General features: G+C 63.7%; 20 protein-coding genes. 10 read left to right on the top strand and 10 right to left on the bottom strand.

Translation table 11 applies throughout. From position 1 onward, the window contains the following. Positions 1 to 2 precede the first annotated feature (2 nt). From C8C92_RS22850 to C8C92_RS22840, 3 genes are read right to left on the bottom strand one after another with little or no spacing between them, the layout of a single operon-like run. Entirely contained in the window at positions 3 to 470 is a 468-nt protein-coding gene (locus C8C92_RS22850; protein WP_099762471.1) for a MarR family winged helix-turn-helix transcriptional regulator, read from the bottom strand. A gap of 57 nt (positions 471 to 527) precedes the next feature. Continuing rightward, on the bottom strand, positions 528 to 875 hold the full coding sequence (locus tag C8C92_RS22845; RefSeq protein ID WP_116745314.1) for a GIY-YIG nuclease family protein: 348 nt from the start codon (positions 873 to 875) through the stop codon (positions 528 to 530). A 12-nt stretch (positions 876 to 887) separates the two neighbouring features. Beyond that, positions 888 to 2153 (bottom strand): MFS transporter, encoded by a 1266-nt coding sequence (locus C8C92_RS22840; protein WP_116745313.1) that lies wholly within the window; start codon positions 2151 to 2153, stop codon positions 888 to 890. A gap of 132 nt (positions 2154 to 2285) precedes the next feature. Between C8C92_RS22840 and C8C92_RS22835 the strand changes: the two genes are divergently transcribed. Then, positions 2286 to 2681, top strand: coding sequence for a group II truncated hemoglobin (locus tag C8C92_RS22835; protein ID WP_034754244.1), 396 nt, complete (start codon positions 2286 to 2288; stop codon positions 2679 to 2681). Positions 2682 to 2685: 4 nt separating this feature from the next. Then, positions 2686 to 4071: a DNA recombination protein RmuC gene (gene rmuC / locus C8C92_RS22830; protein WP_116745312.1), complete on the top strand. Its 1386-nt coding sequence runs from the start codon at positions 2686 to 2688 to the stop codon at positions 4069 to 4071. 12 nt (positions 4072 to 4083) lie between these two features. Here the strand turns inward: rmuC and C8C92_RS22825 are convergent, their stop codons facing one another. From C8C92_RS22825 to C8C92_RS22800, 6 genes are all read right to left on the bottom strand, one after another. Further along, positions 4084 to 4995: an MHFG family PEP-CTERM protein gene (locus tag C8C92_RS22825; RefSeq protein ID WP_116745311.1), complete on the bottom strand. Its 912-nt coding sequence runs from the start codon at positions 4993 to 4995 to the stop codon at positions 4084 to 4086. Positions 4996 to 5294: 299 nt separating this feature from the next. Further along, entirely contained in the window at positions 5295 to 6089 is a 795-nt protein-coding gene (locus tag C8C92_RS22820; protein WP_099762484.1) for a hypothetical protein, read from the bottom strand. Further along, a complete protein-coding gene (gene glp / locus C8C92_RS22815; protein ID WP_116745310.1) occupies positions 6089 to 7936 on the bottom strand; it encodes a gephyrin-like molybdotransferase Glp in 1848 nt (615 codons plus the stop codon). Before glp ends, C8C92_RS22820 begins: the two co-directional genes overlap by 1 nt. Positions 7937 to 7997: 61 nt before the next feature. Beyond that, positions 7998 to 9119, bottom strand: coding sequence for a GTP 3',8-cyclase MoaA (gene moaA / locus C8C92_RS22810; protein WP_116745309.1), 1122 nt, complete (start codon positions 9117 to 9119; stop codon positions 7998 to 8000). 29 nt (positions 9120 to 9148) lie between these two features. Continuing rightward, positions 9149 to 10480: a chromate efflux transporter gene (chrA, locus tag C8C92_RS22805; protein WP_116745308.1), complete on the bottom strand. Its 1332-nt coding sequence runs from the start codon at positions 10478 to 10480 to the stop codon at positions 9149 to 9151. 88 nt (positions 10481 to 10568) lie between these two features. Then, entirely contained in the window at positions 10569 to 13685 is a 3117-nt protein-coding gene (locus C8C92_RS22800; RefSeq protein ID WP_116745307.1) for an Rne/Rng family ribonuclease, read from the bottom strand. Positions 13686 to 14382: 697 nt separating this feature from the next. On the opposite strand from C8C92_RS22800, the gene C8C92_RS22795 reads away from it, so the two are divergent. From C8C92_RS22795 to C8C92_RS22780, 4 genes are all read left to right on the top strand, one after another. Continuing rightward, positions 14383 to 15378, top strand: coding sequence for an RluA family pseudouridine synthase (locus C8C92_RS22795; protein ID WP_099762496.1), 996 nt, complete (start codon positions 14383 to 14385; stop codon positions 15376 to 15378). Positions 15379 to 15467: 89 nt separating this feature from the next. Further along, positions 15468 to 16127: an HAD-IA family hydrolase gene (locus C8C92_RS22790; RefSeq protein ID WP_071075831.1), complete on the top strand. Its 660-nt coding sequence runs from the start codon at positions 15468 to 15470 to the stop codon at positions 16125 to 16127. Continuing rightward, positions 16124 to 16501 carry a Rieske 2Fe-2S domain-containing protein gene (locus C8C92_RS22785; RefSeq protein ID WP_207781036.1) on the top strand — a complete coding sequence of 126 codons (378 nt, stop codon included), beginning with the start codon at positions 16124 to 16126 and terminating at the stop codon, positions 16499 to 16501. Before C8C92_RS22790 ends, C8C92_RS22785 begins: the two co-directional genes overlap by 4 nt. A gap of 41 nt (positions 16502 to 16542) precedes the next feature. Beyond that, positions 16543 to 17544, top strand: a complete 1002-nt coding sequence (locus C8C92_RS22780; RefSeq protein WP_116745305.1) for a S49 family peptidase — start codon at positions 16543 to 16545, stop codon at positions 17542 to 17544. Positions 17545 to 17938: 394 nt separating this feature from the next. Here the strand turns inward: C8C92_RS22780 and C8C92_RS22775 are convergent, their stop codons facing one another. Further along, positions 17939 to 18298 (bottom strand): hypothetical protein, encoded by a 360-nt coding sequence (locus tag C8C92_RS22775; RefSeq protein WP_116745304.1) that lies wholly within the window; start codon positions 18296 to 18298, stop codon positions 17939 to 17941. A gap of 257 nt (positions 18299 to 18555) precedes the next feature. On the opposite strand from C8C92_RS22775, the gene C8C92_RS22770 reads away from it, so the two are divergent. From C8C92_RS22770 to flhA, 4 genes are all read left to right on the top strand, one after another. Further along, positions 18556 to 19266 (top strand): 16S rRNA pseudouridine(516) synthase, encoded by a 711-nt coding sequence (locus C8C92_RS22770; RefSeq protein WP_116746094.1) that lies wholly within the window; start codon positions 18556 to 18558, stop codon positions 19264 to 19266. An 87-nt stretch (positions 19267 to 19353) separates the two neighbouring features. Then, positions 19354 to 20352 (top strand): fumarylacetoacetate hydrolase family protein, encoded by a 999-nt coding sequence (locus C8C92_RS22765; protein WP_116745303.1) that lies wholly within the window; start codon positions 19354 to 19356, stop codon positions 20350 to 20352. A gap of 139 nt (positions 20353 to 20491) precedes the next feature. Continuing rightward, complete coding sequence (gene flhB / locus C8C92_RS22760) at positions 20492 to 21685, top strand: flagellar biosynthesis protein FlhB (RefSeq protein ID WP_099762511.1); 1194 nt, start codon at positions 20492 to 20494, stop codon at positions 21683 to 21685. Further along, positions 21682 to 23778: a flagellar biosynthesis protein FlhA gene (gene flhA / locus C8C92_RS22755; RefSeq protein ID WP_116745302.1), complete on the top strand. Its 2097-nt coding sequence runs from the start codon at positions 21682 to 21684 to the stop codon at positions 23776 to 23778. Before flhB ends, flhA begins: the two co-directional genes overlap by 4 nt. Positions 23779 to 23784: the final 6 nt, after the last annotated feature.

Genomic DNA, 23784 nt, shown 5'->3' with positions numbered 1-23784 from the left:
CGTCAGCCGTTGCCGGGCTGGCTGCCGGCGATGCCGGCCAGCAGCAGGGACAGCGGTGCCAGCTGCTCCGCGCTGGCGCTGCCCAGCAATTCCTGGCCCAGCGCCTGCGCCGTCGCATCGGCGTGGATCAGCAGGGCTTGCCCCGCCGCGGTGATGACGGCATAGCCGACGCGGGCATCGCGCGCATCGGCCTGGCGCGCCACCAGGCCGATTTTTTCCAGCGGCATCAGCGAGCGCGTGATGCCGGACGCCGTCAGCGCCAGGCGCTCGGCCAGGTCGATGCGGCGCAGGCGGCCACCGGGCGCACGCTGCAAGTGGTACAGCAATTGATAATCGCCAAAGCTCAGGCCGTGCAGATTGCCCAGGATGCTGTCGAAGCGGCGCACGATGAGTGCCTGGGCACGCGCCAGGCGCAGGCAAAAGTCCAGCGCACCGGCGCCGTCCAGCAGCGGGGAAGTGTGATCGGTCATGGTTTTCTTTATGTTGGCTGCGCAGTGCTTGAGTGCGCAAGTGTAAAGCAATATTGCTCAATACAGTGGCTGCCCCTGTTCCAGCCACTGTGCGCGGTGCAGCGCCAGCAGGGCATCGAGTTCGGCCTCGGCATCGAAGGCGGGATCGCCCGATGCCTTGACGCTGTCGATGATATCGAAGCGGAAGGCTGCCGCGCCATCGCGCCGCCAATCCGCCTGCAAGCGGGCGTTGCGGTGCGTGCCCAGGTTCAGCTCGAAGCGGTGGCGGTTCAGCACGCCAGGGGCGTTGCGGCTGCGTTCGAGCAGGGCGTATCCGCTGGGCAGGTGGCGCAGGGCGATGATGCCCAATGCTGGCGCTTGTTGCCGGTAGGCCGCTTTCAGGGCCGTTTGTCGTGTTTTATCCATGCTGGAACTTTCTCAAGGTGATGATACGGAAGGGCTGCCCGCGATGCGCGCAATGTCGCTCCACAGGGCAGCCGCTACGGCGGCCGCCAGCAGCAAGGCGCCGCCGGCGCAGAACAGTTCGCCCACGCTCAGGTGGCGCAGCAGCGCGCCCGTGGCCGCCGCCGAGAGGGGTGCCAGGCCCAGGAAGATGCCCATGAACACGGCCATCGCCCGGCCCAGCATGGCGGGCGCCACGCGCCGCTGTATCCACGTAAAGATGGCCACCTGCACATAGCCGCCCAGCAGCCCAGTCACGGCCAGCAAGGCCGCGCCTTGCCAGGCGGTTTCGATTTGCCCCAGCGCCATCAACAGCATGGCGACAATGGCGTCAACGGCCAGCAGGGTGGCGCCGAAACGCAGGCGCAGCCAGGCGTCACCCAGGCTGGACGCCAGCATGCCGGCCAGGGTGCCGGCGCCGTGCGCGCCCATCAGCAGTCCTAGCGCCGCGGCACCGTGCAGGCGCTCGCTGGCCAGCACGGGCAAGGCCACTTGCAGCGGGCCCATGACGAAGAAGGCCACCACCGCCCAGTAGACATAGCAGCTGCGCAAGGCAACGTCGCGCCACACCATGGCCAGGCCCGCCGCCATGTCGCGCCACATGCCCTGCGCCACCGCCACGGCCAGGGGCCGCAGCGTAACTTGCCGCAAGGTCCAGGCAGAAAACACAAATGTCAGCGCATCGATGGCAAAAGCGGCGGCCAGCGCCGCCATGGGGGTTTTCTGCGCGCCCTCGTGGGCGCCGAGCACGAGCGCCGCCAGCAGGGGGCCGGCCAGCAGGGACAACTGGCGCGTGCCCATCTGCAAGCCATTGGCGTTCTGCAGCGCTTGCGGCGGCACGGCTTGCGGCAGGATGGCCGTGCCGGCCGGGATAGCGAAGGCGGACGCGATGCCCAGCGCCAGCGCGGCCGCATACGCGAGTGCCAGGCTGGCCTGGTCCAGCATCAGCAGCCCCGCCAGCGCCAGCAGGATGACAGCGCTGGCATATTTGCTCAGCAGCAGCACGCGCCGGGGCGAGTAACGGTCGGCGACGGTGCCGCCCAGCAAGATGAGTACGGCGCGCGGGGCGCCCATCAGGGCCACGGCGATGCCCAGGCTGAGGCTATCGCCCGTCAGGCTCAGCACCAGCCACGGCAGGGCCAGCATGCTGAACTGGTCGCCCAGCATGGAAATGAGGCCGCCGCCCAGCAGCCAGCGGAAGTTGCTATTGCGTAGCAAGCGGGGTTGGGTGGTGGCTGACATGCTGTTCTTGTCCTTGGTTTAAAATTGCATGGTAGTTGATATAAGCTTGAGTAGTCAAGTATATTGCCATTTATTGTGGCAGAGAGAGCTAGTGGCGCATGGAGCGCCGATGCTTGCGCTATCATGGCGGCCATGACTGATACCACTGCCCCCACCCTGTACGAGACCATCGGCGGCGCCCCCGTGCTGCGTGAAATGGTCGACCGTTTTTATGATCTGATGGAACTTGAGCCCGAGTTTGCCGGCATCCGCGTCATGCATCCGCCCTCGACGGACGGTTCGCGCGACAAGCTGTATTTCTTCCTGACGGGCTGGATGGGCGGGCCGGATTTGTATATCGAGAAATTCGGCCACCCGCGCCTGCGCGCGCGTCACTTGCCTTACGCCATCGGCACCAGCGAGCGCGACCAGTGGCTGCGCGCCATGGCCTGGGCCATGGAAGACACGGGCATCGAAGAGTCCCTGCGCGTGCGGCTGATGGAATCGTTCTATCAGACGGCCGACTGGATGCGCAACAAACCTGACTGATCCCATGAGCCCAATCGAGTTTTACTGCCTGCTGGGCGCCGCCGCCGTCGCCATCGTCCTGTTGCTCTTGCTGTTGCTGCGCCCGCGTGGCGCGGCCGGCGATGGCGCCACCACCCTGGCCCTGGTGCAGCAGCACCAGCAGCAAAGCCTGGAACGCATCGACCGGGTCGAGCGCGAAGTGCGGCTGCAGCTACAGGCGTCGGCGCAAGCGACGCGGCAAGACCTGGCGGCCGGCCTGGCGCAATTCCAGGCGGCAACCTTGCAACAGCTCGACAGCTTGCGCACGCAGATGCAGGCGCAGGGGAAAGTCGGGCGCGAGGAGCAGGCGCAAAGCCTGGCGCGTTTTGCCGAGAGCACGAATCAGACGTTGGCCCAGCTGACCGAATCGAATGCGCAGCGCATGCTGGAAGTGCGCGCCACCCTGGAAAACAAGATCCGCGACTTGCAGGCAGATAACGGCGCGCGCCTGGAAGAGATGCGCAAGACGGTCGATGAAAAACTGCATGCCACGCTGGAAACGCGTTTGAGTGCCTCGTTCCAGCAAGTGTCGGAGCGGCTGGAAAAAGTCCACCAGGGCCTCGGTGAAATGCAGCAGCTGGCACTGGGCGTGGGCGATCTGAAGCGGGTGCTTACTAATGTGAAGACGCGCGGCACCTGGGGCGAAGTGCAGCTGGAAATGCTGCTGGAGCAGGTACTCACTGTCGACCAGTATGCGAAGAACGTGGAAACGCTGCCGGGCAGCGGCGCGCGCGTGGAATTCGCCCTGAAGTTGCCGGGCATGGTCGACGGTGGGCCGCCCGTGTGGATGCCCATCGATGCGAAGTTTCCCAAGGAACAGTACGAGCGCCTGGTCGACGCGGCCGAGCGGGCCGATGCGGACGGCGTGGCCGTGGCCGGCCGCGAGCTGGAACGCGCCGTGCGGGGAGAAGCGAAAACCATCGCCGAGAAATACCTGGCGCCGCCGCTGACCACCGACTTTGCCATCCTGTTCCTGCCCACGGAAGGGCTGTATGCGGAAGTGCTGCGCCGGCCGGGACTGGCCGACGAGTTGCAGCGCGTACACAGGGTCAGCATCGCCGGACCGTCCACCCTGACGGCCTTGCTCAACAGCTTGCAGATGGGTTTCCGCACGCTGGCGCTAGAAAAGCGCTCGTCGGAAGTGTGGCAAGTGCTGGGCGCCGTCAAGACGGAATTCGGCAAGTTCGGCGACGTGCTGTCGCAAACCCGGCTGACCCTGGAAAAGGCGGCGAAAAATATCGAAAGCGCGGAAGTGCGCAGCCGGCAGATGGCGCGCAAACTGAAATCCGTGGAAGCCTTGCCGGGCGAGGCGGCCGCCTTGCTGCTGGGCGCGGCGGACGCGGGGCTGTCCGCCGAGGCCGACGGCGAATAGCGCCCTCGGCGTTCAGGCCGCCGCTGGCCGGCGGCGCAGCGTGGCGCAGGCCAGCAGCGCCAATCCCGCCAGCAGCATGGCCCATGTTTGCGGCTCGGGCACGGCCGGCAAGACTGTCGGGCCGGTGGGTGGCAGGGTCGGCAGGATCACGGTGGGCGGCACGATGATGCTGCTGCCCTGGTCCGGCCGCAGGCTTCCACCACCACCACCACCTCCGCCGCCGCCCATGCCGGCTGGCGGCGTGATACCGCCGACGGTACGCACATAATCGAAGGGCAGGAAGGGCGTGCTCGCCACGGCCGGCGGCGCGCCGGCGCCCGTGAATGAACCGCCGCGCAAGGCGTCGGGATTATCGATCACGGGCACGCCTGCTGCTTCCGGTGCGGCGGGCGCGGCGGCAACGGGCACGGTGCCACCGGGAGCGGCTCCGGCGGCTGGCGCCGCTGACGCTGGCACCCGCGTGATGCGGCTGACATTGCGGCACACGGTGGGCACGAGGATGCAAACGCCCTGCACGCAGTACACGAGTCCCCTTTCCTGCATCTGCTCGCTCCAGCCTGAGCGCGTGACATTGCGGCAGACGCGGCCCGGCCCGAAATGCATGTCGCTGATGCGCGCATTGTAATTGCCTTTGCCGCGGATGGCGTCGCGGCTGATGACGACGATTTCATCGTACTGGCGCGCGCGCATGCGCGCCTTCAATTCTTCGCGCACCTGCGGCGCGATGTCCGGGTACCTGTCCACTGCGGCCACCACATCTCCCATGAACGGGTCGGCTCCCGGGCGGTTCCAGCTGCAATGCTCCAGCACGTCCGCCCGTGGTGCCCCTTTGGCATAGGCGGGCAGCGGCGCCAGGGACAACATGCCAAGCAGGCAAGCCACTCCCAGCATGCCGGCGCCCGCGATCCATGAATGGTGTCTCATTATTAGTTTCCTCGTGAAAACAATATCAAAATTGAATTTTTATGTGAGGTTGGATGTTATCACCGAAGAAACTGTAGTATCAACAAATAAATAAAATAATTACAATTAGTGTTGTGTTTATTTATATGTTCTTTTGGGAAATAATTAATATTTTAATCTCGATAGGCGAACGCTTGCCGCGCAGGTCAATTGATTGCGAAGGGGCAATGAGAGCGGCCCGCGCTGGGCGGGCCGGTTGAGAGGGAGTGGGTTTTGAAGGATGCGCCGCCGGCAGGCGGCGGTAAGGTCAGGAACGCGAGTTAGATGCTGCCCGGACAGGCTTGCGTATCGAAGGCGGGATAGCCGATGGCGGGCAGCTTGTGCAGCCACGTGCGCATCAAGGTGCGCGCGCTTTGCGTATCGTACTGTTCGTACTGCCGTCCCTGCTGCAAGTCGGCGGCGAGCGTGGCCAGCTCTGCACAGATGGATTGTTTGCCAGCCTGGGCCGCCAGCAGGGAGGCCAGCAATTCCGGCAGTACGTCCGCCGCTGGCGCCGCCTTGCGCGTGGCGCGATAGTGCTGCCAGTAGCGCTCGGCGGCATCGCCACCAAAGCTGGGGATGAAACCGAAGGTGGCGTCATCGTGGTGCAAGCGGTACACGGTGGGAAAGTAATGCGGACCCGTCAGTTCGCCAGGGAAGCGGTCGCGCCGCAGGACGTCGATGGCCAGCGATCCGTCGCGCCCCACGCGCACGGCACTCGGTGAATCGAACTGGTCCACGCTCACCATGCTGGGCGAGTTGCCTTGCATGAAGATGATCTTGTGCGTGTAATGGCGACCGCCCAGGTGGCCGCACAGGGCCACATAGCTGTCGTTGAGGACGGTGATGGCCGCAATGGCGCCGCAGCCCGGCTGCAAGGGCGTGTTTTCCTGCCACGCGAGACCTTGATCGGCGGCGCGCACGATGCTGATGCGGCCCACGGTGGCGCCATGCAAGTCGCCCGGCGCCGTTTCGATGCGCTCGTCGAAGCGCACCGTGTAGCCATTGCTGTGGACTTCGCCAGCGTACGCCGCCATGCCCTGCAGCAGGGTCAGCGCCAGAAGTAGATGTTTCATCAGGTCAATCCATGGAACAGCACGATATCGACCAGGTCGCCCGTGGCCACGTTGCCTTGCGCTTCATGCAGCACGATCATGCAATTGGCTTGCGTCATCGAGCGCAAGATGCCGGAGCCCTGCGCCCCCGTCACGCGCACGTGCTGGCGGCCGTTCGCGTCCCGCTCGACGATGCCGCGCTGGTATTCCGTGCGGCCCCGCTTCTTGCGGATCGGTGCCTGCGCCGCCACTTGCAGCAGCGGCAGGGTGGCCGTGTCCGCATCGGCGCCCATCAGGCGCAGCAGGGTGGGGCGGGCGAGGAAGTAAAACGCCGCCATCACGGCCACGGGGTTGCCGGGCAGGCCCAGCAGCAAGGCCGTGTCGCCCTCGCTGGCAATCCGGCCAAAGGCCATGGGGCGGCCCGGGCGCATGTTAATTTGCCAGAAGGCCACCTCACCGAGGCGTGCCAGGATCTCGCGCGTAAAATCGGCCGCGCCGCTGGACACGCCACCCGAGGTGATGATGACGTCGGCCGAGGCGCAGGCGCCGCGCAGCGCCGCTTCCAGCGCTTGCGGATCATCCTTGACGATGCCCATGTCGAGCACTTCGCAGCCCAAACGGCTCAGCATGCCCAGCAGGGTATAGCGGTTGCTGTCGTAGATGCAGCCCGGCTCTAGTGGCTCGCCGATCGAGCGCAATTCGTCGCCCGTGGAAAAGAAGGCCACGCGCAGGCGCCGGCGCACGGGCACCGTGGCGATGCCCAGCGAGGCGAGCAGCCCCAGTTCGGCCGGACCCAGGTGCTTGCCCTGCAGCAGGGCCGGTTGGCCCTGCATCAAGTCTTCCCCCTTGAAACGGCGGTTGTCGCCGGGGCGGATGCAATCCGGCGCCAGCGTGATGCTGCTTGCGCTGGCCTGCTGCAGCAGTTCCTGTGGTACCACGCTGTCGCAGCCGTCCGGCATGACGGCGCCCGTCATGATGCGCGCGCATTGCCCGCGCTCAACGTTGACCGTGCCGGGGCGGCCGGCCAGGATGGTGTCGACCACGGCCAGGGTCACAGCAGTGTCGCCACCGAGGTCAGCCCCATGCAGCGCATAGCCATCCATGGCGGAATTGTCGTGCGCGGGCACGCTGATGGGCGAGATGATGTCGGCCGCCAGGATGCGCTCGAACGCTTGTGGCAACGGCAGTTGTTCCACGTCGGCGACGGGCGCGACGCTGTCGGCCAGGATGGCTTGCGCCATCGGCACGGACAGGCCCTGCGCCTGCAGGGCGGCCAGCTCGTCCGGGGTATTCATGTTGCCGAACGCGCCGCCATCCTCGAACACTACCTCGGCCAGTTTCAGGGGGCCATGCCAGGTGCGCATGCGGCGCTCGCCGGCGCGCAGATACGAGTCCAGCTGGGGCAGGGTGGAAGTTTTGACGAGGCAGAAAACGGGATGCGGGCGGCGTACCGTCGATCCCGTCGCCGGGTCGATCTCTTCGGTGACGGCGATGGCCAGGTCGGCATTGTTGTCGACCAGGCCGGTGGCCAGGCGCGCCGCCAGGTCGGGCGGCAGCAGGGGCGAGTCGCACGGCACCGTCAGCAGGTAGGGCGTGCCGGCGTGTTGCATGCCGCTATGCAAGCCGGCCAGCGGGCCCAGCTGGCCCGGCAGTACGTCCGGCCAGACGGGCAGGCCGAAGCGCGCGTAATCTCCGGCATCGGCGTGGACGCTGATGGCCAGCTGGCCCACTTGTGGCGCCAGGCGCTGCAGCACGTGGCGCGCCAGAGGCTGGCCATGCAGGGGCAGCATGCCCTTGTCGCGCTGGCCCATGCGCGTGCCGAGGCCGCCGGCCAGGATCAGGCCGGTAATGTCGTGTGTGTTGATCATGTCAGGTAGGAAGTGGGTGCATGCGCCATGGTAGCAGCGGCGGGCGCGCGCCGCGCCCGATTCAGCCGCCGATGTACGACATTTCCACTTTCTTTTTACCGTGCTCAAGCGTGGTGCCCGTCAAATCTGTCTGGCTGGTGCGCAATTGCGAATAGCGGTCGGCGCGGCCGCGCCACAGCTGCGCCACGGCCGAGGAAATTTCCGCGTCGCTGCGGCCGCCGCGCAGCAGGCTGCGCAAGTCGTGGCCGCTGCTGGCGAACAGGCACGTGTACAGCTTGCCCTCGGTCGAGAGGCGGGCACGGCTGCAATCGGCGCAGAACGCTTGCGTGACGCTGGAAATGAGGCCGATTTCGCCGCTGCCATCGGCATAGCGCCAGCGCGCCGCTGTCTCGCCCGTGTAGTTGGGGTTGATGGGCAGCAAGGGCATGTGTGCACCGATGCGGCGCACCACTTCTGCGGACGGGATGACTTCCTGCAAGTTCCAGCCGTTCGAGGCGCCCACGTCCATGTATTCGATGAAGCGCAAGATGTAGGGCGTGCCCTTGAAGTGGCGCGCCATGGGCACGATTTCCTGCTCGTTCATGCCAGCCTTGACGACCATGTTGATCTTGATGGGGCCCAGGCCCACGGCGTGCGCGGCGTCGATGCCGTGCAGCACGTCGGCGACGGCGAAATCGACGTCGTTCATGCGCTTGAAGGTGGCGTCGTCGAGCGAATCGAGCGAGACGGTGACCCTGTTCAGGCCCGCATCCTTCAAGGCTTGGGCCTTTCTGGCGAGCAAGGAGCCGTTGGTCGTCAGGGTCAGGTCCAGCGGCTGGCCCGACGGCGTGCGCAGCGCGGCCAGCATGGCGATGAGTTTTTCGATATTCTTGCGCAGCAGCGGTTCGCCGCCCGTCAGGCGGATCTTTTCCACGCCGTGCGCGACGAACAGGCGCGCCACGCGCGTGATTTCCTCGAACGACAGCAAATCCGTGTGCGGCAGGTACACGTGATTCTTGTCGAACACGTCTTTCGGCATGCAATACACGCAACGGAAATTGCAGCGGTCGGTAATCGAGATGCGCAAGTCGTGCAGGGGCCGGCCCAGGCTGTCGGCCACGTTACCGCTGGGACTTTCCAGCCGCGCGGGGATCACCAAGGCCCCATTGCGGGCCTCGGCGAGGTAGATAATCTTGTCAGCCATGAAAGGTGATACCACTTACGTTAAATCGGTCAAGGCAGATACGATAGCACGAGGCCGAAGATGGCACAGGCGAGCAGCAATTTGATGGTGCCCACTTGAAACCTGAGCAGCGCCACGCCGGCCGCCAGCGCGATGAACATCGCCAGCCAATCCCAGTGCGGCAACGGGTTTGCTTGCCAGAAGACATGGCGGCCAAAGAACAGGGCCAGGCTGGCGATGACGCCCACCACGGCCGCCGAAATAGCCGTCAGGGGCGCGCTCAGGCGCAAATTGCCGCGCGACGCTTCCACCAGCGGCGCACCGGCCAGGATGAAGATGAACGAGGGCAGGAAAGTAAACCAGCTGGCGACGAGCGCCCCGCAGACGCCCGCCAGCCACAGGTGTTCACCTGCCACGGCATGGCTCCAGCCGCCGACAAAACCGATGAAGGCGACGATCATGATCAAGGGGCCGGGCGTCGTTTCGCCCAGCGCCAGGCCATCCATCATTTGCGCGCTGGTGATCCAGTGGTAATGGTCGGCGGCGCCCTGCACCAGGTAGGGCAGCACGGCATACGCGCCGCCGAACGTCAGCAGGGCCGCCTTGCTGAAAAACACGCCCATCTGCGCCAGAGGCTGGTCCGCACCGCCCGCCAGCGCCAGGCCCAGCCAGGCGAAGAAGGCCAGCGCCAGGCCCAGTGCGCAAGTGGCCAGCAGGCGCGGCCACTTGAGCTGCGCGTGCTCCGGCGTGGGCGTGTCGTCATCGATCAGGGCGGCGCCGTAGCGGGCCGCGCCGCCATGGTGCGTGCCGCCAATATGAAAATGGCTCGGCAGCCAGCGCCCGCCCGCCATGCCCAGCAGGGCGGCGGCGAGCACGATCAGCGGAAATGGCAGCTGTAGCGCGGCGATGGCGACAAATGCTGCCGCTGCGATGGTGATCAGGCCGGGGCTGCGCAAGGTGCGCCGGCCCAGGCGCCAGGCGGCCGCCAGCACGATGGCGACGACGGCCGGCTTGATGCCGTACAGGATGCCGGCGATGGCGGCCACGTGGCCGTAGGCCATGTAGAGCCAGGACAGGACGATCAGCACCCCCAGCGAGGGCAGCAGGAACAGCAGGCCCGCCATCAGGGCGCCGCGCGTGCGGTGCATCAGCCAGCCGATGTAGATGGCCAGCTGGGTCGCTTCGGGTCCTGGCAGCAGCATGCAGTAGTTCAGGGCGTGCAGGAAGCGTTGTTCGGAAATCCAGCGCCGCTTTTCCACCAGTTCCGCATGCATCATGGCGATTTGCCCGGCCGGGCCGCCAAAGCTGACGCAGCCCAGCTTGAGCCAGTACCAGAAGGCGCTGCGCAGGCTGACGGTAGAAGGAGTGGCGTGCTCGTGCATGGCGGCTGGCTGGCAAAAAAGTGGACATAAAAAAGGGGAAGCCTGAGCTCCCCCTTTCATCATTGGCGGCTGGGCGAACCCGGCGCGCTTATGGACGTTGCGTGTTGACCTGGATCAACGGCTCATCCGATTGCGGCGGCAATGGCTTGCGTTCGCGCGGCTTGCGTACCGGGGCGACTGCCTTGGCGGCCGCTTCCTGCGCCAGGCGCAGTTTTTCCGGATCGGTGGCAGCCAGGGTCAGGCCGGCGGAACCGAGCACGGCGCTCAAGTCCAGCGGCGCAGGCACCGGCGCTGCAGCGACGACAGGTGCTGGCGCTGGAGCAGGAGCTGGAGCAGGAGCAGGAGCAACTTCGGCAACCACCGGGGCGGCTTCCACCACGGCAGGTGCTGCTTCAGCCACTGGCGCTTCCTCGATCACGGCGACGGCTTCGACCAAAGGCGCAGCTTCCACCACTGGCACGGCTTCGACGATGATTTCAGCAGGTGTAGGTGCAGGTGCAACTTCCGCTTTCTCGGCAAAGCTGTACTTGGCAACGGGTGCCGGTTCGGCAGCGGCTGGTTCAGCTTGCGCTGCAGCCGTTTCCACAGGGGCTTGCGGCACGATCACTTCAGCAGCTGGTGCGGCTTCTGCGGCAGGAGCGGCTTCTTCGACCTTGGCGATTTCCACCACGTCGACCACTTCGACCACGTCGACCACTTCCACGACGGCAGCTTCCACTGGCGCAGCGACGGCGACGACAGCGGCGGCAGCCACGACGGCGACCGGCGCCGCATCAGATGCGGCTTCCGGCGCCGGAGCGACCGTGAAGCTGATCGCTGGTGCGTCCTGGCCTTCGTTCTCGCCGTTTGCCGATTCGATCAGCTCGCCCGTTTCGCGGTCGCGGCGGTTGCGGTTGCGGCCACCACGACGACGACGGCGGCGCGGTTCTTCGCCTTCCACGTCGTTTTCCGTTTCTTCGCCTTCAGGACCAGCATTGACCGGCGCTTTCAGCAAGCTCATTGGTGCTGCATCAGCGTCCGGACCGCTTGACGCCACGACCACATTGATCGCGCTGGCGCTGGCGCCAACCAATGCCAGCTCGTCAGCTTTCACTTCAGCAACAATAGCCTTGTCGGCGCGTGGTTCGCGGCCTTCGCGTGGCTGGCGTGGCGGACGTTCGGCGCGTTCCGGGCGCTCTGCGCGCTCAGGACGTTCCGCGCGTTCCGGGCGCTCACCGCGTTCGCGTGGTGCTGCCGTTGCCTCGCCCGCTTCACGCGGTTCGCGTGGCGGACGCGGTGGGCGTGGCGGACGGGCCGCCTTTTCCAGTGCTTCCGCTTCTTTCGCTGCATCGTCCAGGGCAGGACGGGCCTGGCCTGGTTCGCGTTCTTCGCGGCCAGGCTTGCCGTTGCGGCCACGGCCACGTGGGCCACGGCTGTTGCGGTCGCCGCGGTCGGCGCCGGCCGGCTTGGCTGGTGCGACAGGGGCGGGCGCTGGCGCCACCGGTGCCGGGGCGCCGGTGAAGAAGCTGATGATCTTGGCGATCAGGCCCTGTGGTGCGGCAGGCGCGGCCACCGGTGCTGGTTTCGCTTCGACAGGCTTGCGCTCGACCAGCGGTGCCGGCTGGTCAGGGGTGATCGTCTTGACGACGGCTTCCTGGCGCGGCTTGGCTTCTTCCTTCTGGCGCTTGCTGTAAGCCATGTCGGTTTCTGCGCTTTCGGCCAGGTTGTAGCTGGCCTGGCTGTCTTCCAGACGCGGATCGTCGTGCTTGATGCGTTCCAGCTTGTAGTGCGGCGTTTCCAGATGCTTGTTCGGGATCAGGATCACGGCGATGCGGTGGCGGTTTTCGATCTTCAGTACTTCGCCGCGCTTTTCGTTCAGCAGGAAGGCGCCCACGTCCACGGGCACTTGCACGTGGATGGTGGCCGAGTTTTCCTTCATCGCCTCTTCCTGGATGATGCGCAGCACCTGCAGGGCGGACGATTCCGTGTCGCGGATGTGGCCGGTGCCGGAGCAGCGCGGGCACGTCACGTGCGAGCCTTCGGACAGCGAAGGGCGCAGGCGCTGACGCGACAGTTCCATCAGGCCGAAGCGGGAAATCTTGCCCATTTGTACACGGGCACGGTCATGGTGCAGCGCATCTTTCAAACGCTGTTCCACTTCGCGTTGATTTTTTGCCACTTCCATGTCGATGAAGTCGATGACGATCAAGCCACCCAAATCGCGCAGACGCAGCTGGCGGGCCACTTCTTCGGCCGCTTCGCAGTTGGTGTTGAAGGCGGTCGTCTCGATGTCCGAACCGCGCGTGGCGCGGGCCGAGTTGACGTCGACGGAGACCAGCGCTTCGGTGTGGTCGATAACAATAGCGCCGCCCGATGGCAGCGGCACGGTGCGGCTGTACGCCGTTTCAATCTGGTGTTCGATCTGGAAGCGCGAGAACAGCGGCACGTCGTCGCTGTAGCGTTTTACGCGGTGCACCATGTCGGGCATCACGTGGCTCATGAACTGGTGCGCCTGGTCGTAGATCTCGTCGGTGTCGATCAGGATCTCGCCGATGTCGGGCTGGAAGTAGTCGCGGATGGCGCGGATGACGAGCGACGATTCCTGGTAGATCAGGAAAGCGCCGTTGGCCGACTTGCCGGCGCCTTCGATGGCGCGCCACAGTTGCATCAGGTAATTCAAGTCCCACTGCAGTTCATCGACGTTGCGGCCGATGCCGGCGGTGCGGGCAATGACGGACATGCCAGCTGGCAAGTCCAGTTTATCCATGGTTTCGCGCAATTCCTGGCGCTCTTCACCTTCCACGCGGCGCGATACGCCACCGCCACGCGGGTTGTTCGGCATCAAAACCAGGTAACGGCCGGCCAGCGAAACGAACGAGGTCAGGGCAGCGCCCTTGTTGCCGCGCTCTTCCTTTTCGACCTGGACCATGATTTCCTGGCCTTCGCGCAGCGCTTCCTTGACGGAAGCGTTACGCACATCGACGCCTTCGCGGAAATATGTGCGGGCAACTTCCTTGAAAGGCAGGAAGCCGTGGCGGTCTTCGCCATAGCTGACGAAGCACGCTTCGAGCGATGGCTCGATGCGCGTGATGACGCCCTTGTAGATGTTGGATTTGCGCTGTTCGCGCCCGGCTGTCTCGATATCGATGTCGATCAGTTTCTGTCCGTCGACAATCGCTACGCGCAGTTCTTCTTGCTGCGTGGCATTAAACAACATGCGTTTCATTTTTATAACTCCGCGACCCGTAGGCCATCTCAAAGCCGCTTCCGGGGAAGCGGCGAAAGTACAGGGATATATGCGAGAACGGGAGTGTTGGCGGGGGAAATGCCCAGGCGTGCGGAGCAACAACGCGTACGAGATATGCGTTACGGCCGCAACAGGCGCGGTGAGGTCAATCGTCATGCCGAGTGCACAGGACACTTGCAACTCATCTGAAACAGCCCGGATGAGAATGAACTGCATCGGGGGCAGAGAATGCAAGTGGTCAGCAAATTCAGAGCCAAAATCGTTAGCCGGCTCATTACAGGGATCGCGATGGCGAGGCTTGGCCTCAGCCTATCATCGACAACCCTCAGTATTTGGCCACATACGGGGTTTGGCGAAAACGGCAAGCGTTATCAACTTCATCAACCCGCGAGCCCGACTCGATAAGTCGCGCTAACGGGTACTTATCCTTATAATCCCACACTCACTTCAGCATCTCCACGCGTTATCCGATTACAACTACGGTGCAACCTTGATTCGCGCAGGGATGGTGCATATACATTTTTTTCCACCGAATTTGCAATTTGGCGAGGCCGGTGGAGACGCCCCTGTGTAAAATGTGCTTTTATTCTTACACTCGCAGCAGCCAGGGCCGCAGCAAAAACAATTATATATTCAAAATGAAGGACTTAGAGAGATTTCTGGGAAGACATAGTAAATGAAGAGTCAAAAAGATGTTGTTCCCCCTTCAACACCCCCGGTTCAGCCGCAAGCCCAATTCGTAACGATCGCCGAGGAAGAAGCAGGCCAGCGCATCGACAACTACTTATTAAGAGTGTGCAAGGGAGTGCCTAAAAGCCACATCTACCGGATCTTGCGATCGGGAGAAGTGCGGGTTAATAAAGGCCGTATCGATCAGCTGTACCGTCTCGTCGCCGGCGACGTGGTGCGCATTCCACCCGTGCGCGTGGCCGAAAAGGCGCCCACGGGCGCACCGGCCGCCGAATTTTCGATCATTTTCGAAGATGCGCAGCTGCTCGTCATCGACAAGCCGGCCGGCGTGGCCGTGCATGGCGGCTCGGGCGTCTCGTTCGGCGTGATCGAGCAATTGCGCGCCTCGCGCCCCGACGCCAAGTTCCTGGAACTGGTGCACCGCCTGGACCGCGACACGTCCGGCTTGCTGTTGCTGGCAAAGAAGCGCACGGCGTTGACGAATTTGCACGAGCAGATGCGCGACGGCCTCACGGACAAGCGCTACCTGGTACTGGTGGCCGGTGACTGGAAGAATGCGCGCCAGCATATCAAGCTGCCGCTGCATAAATATACGACGGCCGAAGGCGAGCGCCGCGTGGCCGTGCAGGCCGATGGCCTGGCGTCGCACACGGTGTTTTCACTGTTGCATAAATATCACAACTTCGCCTTGCTGGAAGCGGAATTGAAGACGGGACGCACGCACCAGATCCGCGTGCATCTGTCTTCGTCCGGTTTCCCCATCGCGGGCGACGATAAATATGGCGACTTTGCCCTCAACCGTGCCCTGTTGAAAGCCGACAGCACGCGCGGCGCCCTGAAGCGCATGTTCCTGCACGCGCATCAGATCACGTTTACGCATCCGGAGACGGGCAAGACGGTGACCCTGAATGCGCCACTGGCTGCCGAATGCGAGCGTTTCTTGGTAAGCTTGGGCAAACCATTGGCCGTTGCCGCACGATAGCTCTCCATCGCGTGCGGGGACACTACTCACAAGGTAGTCAGTCGCCATCATTCATTCTCAAGGAGCCGGCGGCTTTGCCGTCGGGAAACATGGCAAGAAAGCAATTTGATCTGATCGTCTTCGATTGGGACGGTACCCTGATAGACAGTACCTCGACCATCGTCAAGTGCATCCAGGCGTCGGCGAAAGACCTGGGCTTGCCAATTCCCACCGAGTTGCTGGCCTCGCATGTGATCGGCCTGGGCTTGCAGGAAGCGATGCAGCTGGTGATGCCTGATGTCGAGCCGAAATACCATGCGCGCATGGCGGAACGCTATCGCTATCACTATCTGTCGCGCGACCATGAGCTGACCCTGTTTCCCGGCGTGCAAGAAATGCTGCTGGAATTGTCGCAGCAAGCGTACTTTCTGGCCGTCGCCACGGGCAAGAGCCGTGTCGGCCTGAACCGTTCGCTGAATGCCGTCAAGCTGCTGTCGCTGTTCGATGCGACGCGCTGCGCCGATGAAACGTTTTCCAAGCCCCATCCGGCCATGCTGCAAGAGCTGACGCGCGAACTGGGGCAGGATATGCGCCGCACCGTGATGATCGGCGACACCAGTCATGATTTGTTGATGGCAAGCAATGCAGGCGCGGCCGGTATTGCCGTAGAGTATGGGGCGCATCCGGTGGCCCAGTTGCAGGCTTGTAAGCCCCTGTATTCGGCCGCCACGGTGGCCGATCTGCACCAATGGCTGAGCGAGCACGCATGATGAGCGATGGTGTGGAAGTGTTGATTTGTGCCGCCGATGCGGTGGCCGATGGCGGCAAGGGCGTGCGCTTTCCCGTCTCGGCCGGTGGTGAAGCGACCACCGGCTTTGTCGTGCGCCACGGCGGCAAAGCGTATGGTTATCTGAACCGCTGCGCCCACGTGCCGATCGAACTGGACTGGGCTGAAGGCGAGTTTTTCGAGTCCAGCGGCTTGTACCTGATGTGTTCGACGCATGGCGCCATCTATGTGCCGGAGAGCGGCCTGTGCGCGGGCGGTCCCTGCAAGGGCGGCCGCTTGCGCCCGATTCCCGTGAGCGAGCGCGATGGCCAGCTGTACTGGCAACCCGATGAGTATGTCCAGCCGCTGCCGGCCTGAAGACTGGCACAGGCATTATTGTAATTTAAACAAAGTGAACCATGAGCGATAACACGAATGACAAGCTGGACAGCAGCGCGCCAGCCGCCGGTCACGGCGCCCCTGCGGGGAACTGGGAGCGCGCCGTGCTGGAAAAGCTGGTATTTGCCACCTTGCAAGAGCAGCGCGCGCACCGCCGCTGGAGCATCTTTTTCAAGATCTTCGGCTTGCTGATCGTGCTGTTCGCCCTGTGGGTGTTTTATGACTACAACACGGCTGACGACAGCGAGACTCTGGGCCGCCACACGGCCCTGATCGACATCAGCGGCAGCATCGAGTCCGAAGGCAGCGGCTCGGCCGCCGTCGTCATCCCCGCGCTGGACAAGGCGTTTTCCGATGCCGGTTCCGTGGCCGTGGTGCTGCACATTAATAGTCCGGGCGGCAGTCCCGTGCAGGCCGGCATGATCGTCGACGAGATGCAGCGCCTGCGCAAGGGCTATCCGGACAAGCCCTTGTATGTGGTGGTCGATGAAATGTGCGCCTCGGGCGGCTATTACATCGCCGCCGCCGCCGACCGCATCTACGTCAACAAGGCCAGCGTGGTCGGCTCCATCGGCGTGCTGATGGATGGCTTCGGCTTTACGGGCGTGATGGACAAGGTGGGCGTCGAGCGCCGGCTGCTGACGGCGGGCGAGAACAAGGGCTTCATGGACCCGTTCAGTCCCCTGACGGACAAGCACAAGGCGTATGCGCAAGGCATGCTCAATGAAATCCACCAGCAATTCATCGACGTGGTGCGCACGGGACGGGGCAAGCGCCTGAAGGAAACAGCCGATACCTTCTCGGGCCTGTACTGGACGGGCGCGAAAGCCGTGGAAATGGGGCTGGCAGACGATTTCGGCACGGTCGACAGCGTGGCGCGCGACGTCGTCAAGGCGGAAGACATCGTCGACTACACGCAGCATGAAGGCTTGCCGGAGCGGGTGCTGAAGAAATTTGGCGCCGCCATGGGCGCAGGCGCCATGAAGGCGGCCGTGCAGCAGTCACAACCGGCGTTGCGTTGAAAGCATCACTCTTGGCTGGCAGGCAAGCCAGTCGAGAATGATTTTCAATAAGATGGTAATTTGGCTTGAAAAAGGGGCTGTTTGGGCTATAGTGAAAGCGTAGTTCTTTTCAAGGAGGGGCGATATATCAACTATGTTGTCAGTACTAACTTGATTGGCAGGTCTTGGAACTACTCGCCGCATCGCAGATGTGGTTTTGAGTGAATTTACATTCCTCACTAAAGTCCCGATGGGGCTTGGGAACGGCGGCGCAATGCCGCCGTTTCCTTTTGTGCGTCGTCCGTGCCGGGTGGGCTGGCATCGTGCAATGCGTGATCTGGTCTGGCTGGCAAGACAGGCATGCGGGGGCAGGGCATGGCGGGTCCGATGGCGGCGCGCTCAGGCGGCGCAGCCGTTACAGTGCGCGGGCAGCGGGGGCCGGCGCCGCTGCTGTGTTGCTGCCGGAGTTGGCGCTGCTGGCGCTGATGTCGGGCGGCGTATCGGCCATGGCGGGTGCGCTCACGTTGTCGACTACCGCATCCGCGTGCGCGAAACCGCCCAGTTCCAGCCAGCACATGAACTGGCATTGCGCCTCGGCATGCCAGTGCGTCTGGCTCGCTGGCGATGGTGGCGCGTCCGCATCCTGCGGCGCAGGGGTGTTGCGCCAGCGCGCCACGCCGAGTCTGACCTTGTGCATGGCCGCCTGTTCCGCAGCGATGCGCTGGCGCATGTCGGCGATGCTGCCTTGTAAGGCGATGGTATCGGTATGCTTCATACGATGTCCTTATGAGGGGTGGCGACTGCCACAATTCCTAAAGTACATTAGGCGGATTCCTAACGAAGTTTCAGTCTATCAATGCGATATTCCGAGCGCTTGATATATCTCAAAGGATTAGGCCATTTATATCGAAATCTCACCTTGTGCATCGCCGTATCTGTGCCTGCGCAAGGCTGGTGCACGGTCCGCCGACTGGCGCAGGCGGTGTGCGCCGCCGCTTCACGCTGTCAGCCGCTTCTGGTAAAGTCACGCCCATGAGTAAATTATCCCTAGACCGCATCCTGCAATCGCAGGGTTTTGGCACCCGTAAATATTGTCGTTCCCTCATCGAAGATGGCGATGTCGTCATCGATGGCGTCACCCAGACCAATTACCGTACCACCGTCGAGACCGAAGGCCTGGTGCTGCACGTGTTTGAAGAAGAGTGGGTATACCGCGCGCACCTGTACCTGGCGCTGAACAAGCCCGCCAACTTCGAATGCTCGCGCAAGCCCAGTCATCACCCTGGCGTGCTGACCTTGCTGCCGGAACAGTTCACCTGGCGCGAAGTCCAGCCCGTCGGCCGGCTCGACCACGATACGACCGGCATGCTGCTGATGTCCGACGATGGTCCATTTATCCATGCACAATCGTCGCCGAAGCGTCACGTTCCCAAGATTTACCAGGCTACCACGCAAGAGCCCGTGACCGATGAACTGGTGGCGCAGCTCTTGGCCGGTGTGCAATTACACGACGAACCGGCCCCGCTGGCGGCCCTCGTCTGCGTCCAGCGCGGAGAATTCCAGCTGGAAATCGTGCTTGAACAAGGCAAATACCACCAGGTCAAGCGCATGCTGGCCGCCGCCGGCAACCATTGCAGCGCGCTGCACCGTTCCGCCATCGGCAGCCTGACGCTGGAATCGCTGGGCATTGCCGAAGGCGAGTGGTGCTATCTCACGCCCGAGCAGATCGCGCTGCTGGCGTAAATCCCTCCTGACCGTCAAAGCCGGGGATGTCCCGGCTTTTTGGCGTCTTTAGCCTCCACTGCCTGCATTTGACGAAGTTTCCCGTACATGAAATTAGCAACTTTGAAAGACGGCACGCGCGACGGCCAGCTGGCTGTCGTCTCGCGCGACCTGAAAACGGCCCACCTGGCCGATGGCATCGCCTCGACCTTGCAAAAGGCGCTCGACGACTGGAGCTTCATCGCGCCCCAGCTCGATTTGCTGTACCAGACCATCAATAGCGGCCGTGGTCACCGCGCCTTCGACTTCGACCCTGCCAACTGCATGGCACCCTTGCCGCGCAGCAGCTTGCGCGTGGCTGGCGCCTCGTACCTGCAGCAGATCGAGCGCGCCTGCAAGGCGGCGGGCGTAGACGCGCCCGCCAATCTGCGCGAGGCGCCACGGATGTACCAGGGCGCCAGCGACGATTTCCTCGGTGCCCACGACGACATCACTCTGGCGCACGAGCAGTGGGGCATCGATTACGAGGCCGGTATCGCCGCCATCACGGACGACGTGGCCATGGGCTCGACGCCGGACCAGGCGCACCTGAACATCAAGCTGTTGATGCTGGTCAACGACATCACCTTGCGCAACCTGGCGCCCGAGGAGCAGGCCAGCGGCTACGGCTACCTGCAAGCGAAGCCGGCCATGGCCTGCTCACCGGTGGCCATCACGCCCGACGAGCTGGGCGACGCCTGGCGCGGCGGCAAGGTGCATTACGCCTTGCGCTGCAGCCTGAACGGAAAATTGACGGGCCAGCCCCACGCGGGTGCCGACATGGCGTTCAATTACCCGCAATTGCTCGCCCATCTGTGCCGGACGCGCAACGCGCGTGCCGGCAGCGTGGTGAGTGCGGGCGGCGTCGCCAACAAGGAAGTCAAGAAGGGTTTTTCCAGTATCGTTGAGCGACGTAACCAGGAGATGATCGCCGATGGCGTCGCCAGTACGCCCTATTTGCTGTTCGGTGATGTTGTTCGACTGGAAATGCTGGGTGACGATGGCAAGTCGCTGTTTGGCGCCATCGAGCAGACAGTGAAGCAGGCGGAAGCCAGGAAGTCCCGCTAAGGTTTCTGAGGAGCAAAGGAAATACAGGGGATTTGTCCTCCTGTTCCGCCGATGGCAACTAGGCACTTGACTCGATAATGCTCCATGCCCAGTCCGTATTGCGCCTAACCAGGCTGCAGGACTTCACCGGAGTTGATTGATGTCGGAAGACAGCGACGCAGAAAAGACCGAAGCCGCGTCACCGAAGCGCCTCGAGCAGGCGCGTGAGGAAGGCGACGTTCCGCGATCGCGTGAAGTGGCCACGTTTACGGTGCTGATGGCGTCTGGCTGCTGCCTGTGGTTTGCCGGCGACGCCATCGTGCGCCGGCTGACGGCGGTCATGGTGTCCGGCCTGACCCTGGACCGGGAGCAAATCCTCAATCCCGACGCGATGATGTTGCGCATCGGCTACGACGTGGGCTCCGTCTTGCTGACTTGCCTGCCGTACGCCGCGGCCATCATGCTCGTCGCCCTGGCCTCGCCCGTGCTGGTGGGTGGCTGGCTGTTCAGTTCCAAGGCGTTCACCCCCAATTTTGGCAAGCTCAACCCGATTCGCGGCCTGGGCAATATGTTTTCGAAGAATGCGCTGGTGGAATTGCTCAAGGCCATCGCCAAGACGCTCGTCGTCGGCGTCGTCGCCTGGATGGTGATGCAGCACCAGAAAGACGCCGTGCTGGGCCTGTCGGTCGAATCCTTGCGCGCCGGTTCGGCCCATCTGATCAGTCTGCTGATCACGGCCTTTTTGCTGATCGTCGGCGCGCTGGGCCTGATCGCCGCCATCGACGGCCCGTACCAGATGTGGCATTACGCTAACAAGATGAAAATGTCCTTGCAGGAAGTCAAGCAAGAGGCGAAGGAGTCGGACGGCAATCCGCAGATCAAGGCGAAGATACGCCAGATGCAGCATGAAATGTCGCGTCGCCGCATGATGGCCGACGTGCCGACGGCCGACGTGGTGGTGACCAATCCTACCCACTACGCGGTGGCTTTGAAGTATGGCGAGAATTCGCGCGGCGCGCCGCAGGTGGTGGCCAAGGGCATCGACGAGGTGGCGGCGAAGATCCGCGAACTGGCCGGCGAACACAAGGTCGCCATCCTGGAAGCGCCGGCCCTGGCGCGTGCGCTGTACCAGCACACGGACATCGGCGACGAGATCCCCGAGGCGCTGTATGGCGCCGTGGCCGAAGTGCTGGCCTACGTGTTCCAGCTGCGCAGCTACGGCAGCGGCCATGGCCAGCGTCCCGACAAGCCGAAGAAACTCGACGTGCCGCCCGAGCTCGATCCGCTCGACCCCGCATCGCAGATCAAAGCCGCAGCAGACGCGGCAGACAAGAATAAAGGAAGTACACCATGAACGGCCTGAGATTGCCAGCCTGGCTCAGCGGTATGAGCAGCAACGCCAGCAAGGGCATCGCCGCGCCGGTCATCATCATCATGCTGCTGGCGATGATGGTGCTGCCGCTGCCGGCCTTCATCCTCGACATCTTTTTCAGTTTCAATATCGCGCTGTCCATCATCGTGCTGCTGACGGCGCTGTACACGGTCAAGCCGCTCGACTTCATGGCCTTCCCGACCATTTTGCTCGTGTCGACCATGCTGCGCCTGTCGCTGAACGTGGCGTCCACGCGCGTGGTGCTGACGGAAGGTCATACGGGCGCCGACGCGGCCGGTAAAGTGATCGAGGCGTTCGGCCACTTCCTGATCGGCGGCAACTACACGGTCGGTATCGTGGTGTTTATCATCTTGACCATCATCAACTTTACCGTCGTGACCAAGGGTGCGGGCCGTATCGCCGAGGTGGGTGCCCGCTTCGCGCTGGACGCCATGCCTGGTAAACAGATGGCCATCGATGCCGACCTGAACGCCGGCCTGATCGGCGAAGACGAAGCGCGCCGCCGCCGCACGGAAGTGGCGCAGGAAGCGGAATTCTATGGCGCCATGGACGGTGCCAGCAAATACGTGCGCGGCGACGCCATCGCCGGCATCATGGTTACCGTCATCAATATCGTCGGCGGCTTGCTGGTGGGCTTGTTGCAGCATGACATGGGCTTTGCCGATGCACTCAAGAACTACACCCTGCTGGCCATCGGTGACGGCCTGGTGGCGCAGATTCCTTCGCTGATCATTTCCACGGCGGCCGGTATCGTCGTCTCGCGCGTGGCCAGCGATCAGGACATCGGCACCCAGCTGGTCGGTCAATTGTTTGCGAAACCGCAAGTACTGTATATCACCGCCGGCATCATCGGCGGCATGGGTCTGATTCCGGGCATGCCGAACATGGTCTTCCTGCTGCTGGCCTCCGCGCTGGCCGGCTCCGCATATCTGATCAGCAAGAAGCGCACGCAGGAAAAAGAGGCGGCCGAGAAACCGGCCGACGTGCCGCCAGCGACCGTGGCGCCCGAGCAGGAAGAAGCCAGCTGGCAAGACATCATGCCCGTCGATACCCTGGGCCTGGAAGTGGGCTACCGCCTGATCCCCCTGGTCGACAAGACGCAGGGCGGCGAATTGCTCAAACGCATCAAGGGCATCCGCAAGAAATTTGCCCAGGAAGTGGGTTTCCTGGCGCCGCCCGTGCATATCCGCGACAACCTGGAGCTCAAACCGTCCGCCTACCGCATCACCCTCAAGGGCGTGGAAGTGGGCGTGGGCGAAGCGTTCAACGGGCAGTTCCTGGCGATTAATCCCGGCATGGCCAGCGGCGCCTTGCCGGGCGTGGCCACCAGCGATCCCGCGTTCGGCTTGCCCGCCACCTGGATCGACGCCAGCTTGCGCGACCAGGCGCAATCGATGGGCTACACGGTGGTCGATGCGGGCACCGTGGTGGCCACGCACTTGAACCACCTGATCACCTCGCACGCTTCCGAACTGCTGGGCCGCGCGGAAGTGCAGTCGCTGCTCGATCACCTGGGCAAGGATGCGCCGCGCCTGGTGGAAGACCTGGTGCCGAAGATGCTGTCACTGTCGACCTTGCAAAAAGTGCTGCAGAACCTGCTGGCCGAGGGCGTGCACATCCGCGACATGCGCAGCATCATCGAAACCCTGGCCGAGCATACGGTCAATACGCAAGACCCGAACGAGCTGACGGCGCTGGTGCGCGTATCCCTGGGCCGCGCCATCGTGCAGCAACTGTTCCCCGGTGCCGCCGAATTGTCCGTGATGACCCTGGACAGCCGCCTGGAGCGCCTGCTGATGCAAGCCATGGGCAACGGCGGCGACGGCGCCGGCATCGAGCCGGGTCTGGCCGATACCATCGCGCACCAGGCGGGGCTGGCCGCGCAGCAGCAGGAGGCGCTGGGCCTGACGCCGGTACTGCTGGTGCCGGCGCCGCTGCGCGCCTTGCTGTCGCGCTTCCTGCGCCGCGCCTTGCCGCAGCTGAAGGTGCTGTCGCATGCGGAAGTGCCGGAAACCAAGACCATCCGCGTCACCAGCCTGGTGGGCGCGCAGTAGTTGGTA

This window comes from Janthinobacterium sp. 78 (assembly GCF_003096775.1).
GTDB classification, from domain to species: domain Bacteria; phylum Pseudomonadota; class Gammaproteobacteria; order Burkholderiales; family Burkholderiaceae_D; genus Janthinobacterium; species Janthinobacterium tructae.
The sequence above is the reverse complement of the archived record's forward strand: the minus strand, read 5'-3'. Positions and strand labels throughout refer to the sequence as shown.

What these genes read in the sequence shown, in the direction of transcription:
- C8C92_RS22775 (WP_116745304.1), bottom strand. Translation starts at nt 18,298, where the DNA reads ATGAAGCATACCGATACCATCGCCTTACAAGGCAGCATCGCCGACATG.
- glp (WP_116745310.1), bottom strand. Translation starts at nt 7,936, where the DNA reads ATGATCAACACACACGACATTACCGGCCTGATCCTGGCCGGCGGCCTC.
- C8C92_RS22795 (WP_099762496.1), top strand. Translation starts at nt 14,383, where the DNA reads ATGAAGAGTCAAAAAGATGTTGTTCCCCCTTCAACACCCCCGGTTCAG.
- C8C92_RS22800 (WP_116745307.1), bottom strand. Translation starts at nt 13,685, where the DNA reads ATGAAACGCATGTTGTTTAATGCCACGCAGCAAGAAGAACTGCGCGTA.
- flhB (WP_099762511.1), top strand. Translation starts at nt 20,492, where the DNA reads ATGTCGGAAGACAGCGACGCAGAAAAGACCGAAGCCGCGTCACCGAAG.
- C8C92_RS22785 (WP_207781036.1), top strand. Translation starts at nt 16,124, where the DNA reads ATGATGAGCGATGGTGTGGAAGTGTTGATTTGTGCCGCCGATGCGGTG.
- chrA (WP_116745308.1), bottom strand. Translation starts at nt 10,480, where the DNA reads ATGCACGAGCACGCCACTCCTTCTACCGTCAGCCTGCGCAGCGCCTTC.
- flhA (WP_116745302.1), top strand. Translation starts at nt 21,682, where the DNA reads ATGAACGGCCTGAGATTGCCAGCCTGGCTCAGCGGTATGAGCAGCAAC.
- C8C92_RS22840 (WP_116745313.1), bottom strand. Translation starts at nt 2,153, where the DNA reads ATGTCAGCCACCACCCAACCCCGCTTGCTACGCAATAGCAACTTCCGC.
- rmuC (WP_116745312.1), top strand. Translation starts at nt 2,686, where the DNA reads ATGAGCCCAATCGAGTTTTACTGCCTGCTGGGCGCCGCCGCCGTCGCC.
- C8C92_RS22780 (WP_116745305.1), top strand. Translation starts at nt 16,543, where the DNA reads ATGAGCGATAACACGAATGACAAGCTGGACAGCAGCGCGCCAGCCGCC.
- C8C92_RS22820 (WP_099762484.1), bottom strand. Translation starts at nt 6,089, where the DNA reads ATGAAACATCTACTTCTGGCGCTGACCCTGCTGCAGGGCATGGCGGCG.
- C8C92_RS22850 (WP_099762471.1), bottom strand. Translation starts at nt 470, where the DNA reads ATGACCGATCACACTTCCCCGCTGCTGGACGGCGCCGGTGCGCTGGAC.
- C8C92_RS22765 (WP_116745303.1), top strand. Translation starts at nt 19,354, where the DNA reads ATGAAATTAGCAACTTTGAAAGACGGCACGCGCGACGGCCAGCTGGCT.
- C8C92_RS22825 (WP_116745311.1), bottom strand. Translation starts at nt 4,995, where the DNA reads ATGAGACACCATTCATGGATCGCGGGCGCCGGCATGCTGGGAGTGGCT.
- C8C92_RS22835 (WP_034754244.1), top strand. Translation starts at nt 2,286, where the DNA reads ATGACTGATACCACTGCCCCCACCCTGTACGAGACCATCGGCGGCGCC.
- C8C92_RS22790 (WP_071075831.1), top strand. Translation starts at nt 15,468, where the DNA reads ATGGCAAGAAAGCAATTTGATCTGATCGTCTTCGATTGGGACGGTACC.
- moaA (WP_116745309.1), bottom strand. Translation starts at nt 9,119, where the DNA reads ATGGCTGACAAGATTATCTACCTCGCCGAGGCCCGCAATGGGGCCTTG.
- C8C92_RS22770 (WP_116746094.1), top strand. Translation starts at nt 18,556, where the DNA reads ATGAGTAAATTATCCCTAGACCGCATCCTGCAATCGCAGGGTTTTGGC.
- C8C92_RS22845 (WP_116745314.1), bottom strand. Translation starts at nt 875, where the DNA reads ATGGATAAAACACGACAAACGGCCCTGAAAGCGGCCTACCGGCAACAA.